At 35.1% G+C, this 712-nt stretch carries 2 pseudogenes; both read left to right on the top strand.

Features of this window, described 5'->3' with window-relative positions:
- Positions 1-477 (top strand): annotated as a pseudogene (locus BA053_RS06355) (hypothetical protein); the annotation flags it as partial.
- Positions 478-483: 6 nt separating this feature from the next.
- Positions 484-712: pseudogene (locus tag BA053_RS06350) on the top strand (hypothetical protein); the annotation flags it as partial.

The following is a 712-nucleotide window of genomic DNA, read 5'->3' as shown; positions in this document are numbered from 1 at the left end:
TACCCATATGCTGCACTTGGAGTAGTATTTGTAAAAAATACAACCAATGTGAACATAAATAAAACAATAGAATTTGTTGGATCATCGTACTCAAGTACGGAGTATGGGGGTGCAGGATTATTTGTGGGAACACCAGATAATACCAATAAATCAAGTATTTCAAGAATAATATGGAAAAATGTTTACCAATACACAAGTTCTGATAGCAAGTTAGCTGGATCTGGCAATGTAGAAATTCCAGCAGGAAAAACAGTTGCAATATTACTTTACACATCATCTTACCTATGTTCCAGAACACAAGTCAGTCAAGGTATGCTTGCATCAAATTATGTATACAACTATGGTCAATTTATCCAGTGGGGAATATATAACATACGTAGCAATTTTCTAACCACGGGGCTTGAAATAGATGTAGAGAGAACGCTAAAAGCTTGGCAATGTCCTGGGTTATCTGAAACTTATGAACTCTGGAGGTAACAAAGAATGTCTATCTACATTAGATTTGAGAATGATAAACAAGTAGAAACAACAACGCTTGAAAGTAAGCCAACTGAAAATGATTGGTATGAAGCACCAGAAGATTTTGATTGGCAAAAAAGCTATTGTTTAACAGAAGGAGGAAAAATTGCTCAGCGTACTAAAGAAGATATACAAAAGGAGTTGCTGGATAATGCGAAGCTTTGTGCATTTGATAGTATGCGTTTTTATTATG

The sequence above is a fragment of the Wolbachia endosymbiont of Nomada ferruginata genome (genome assembly GCF_001675785.1).
In the GTDB taxonomy this organism is placed as follows: Bacteria; Pseudomonadota; Alphaproteobacteria; order Rickettsiales; family Anaplasmataceae; genus Wolbachia; species Wolbachia pipientis.
The sequence above is the reverse complement of the archived record's forward strand: the minus strand, read 5'-3'. Positions and strand labels throughout refer to the sequence as shown.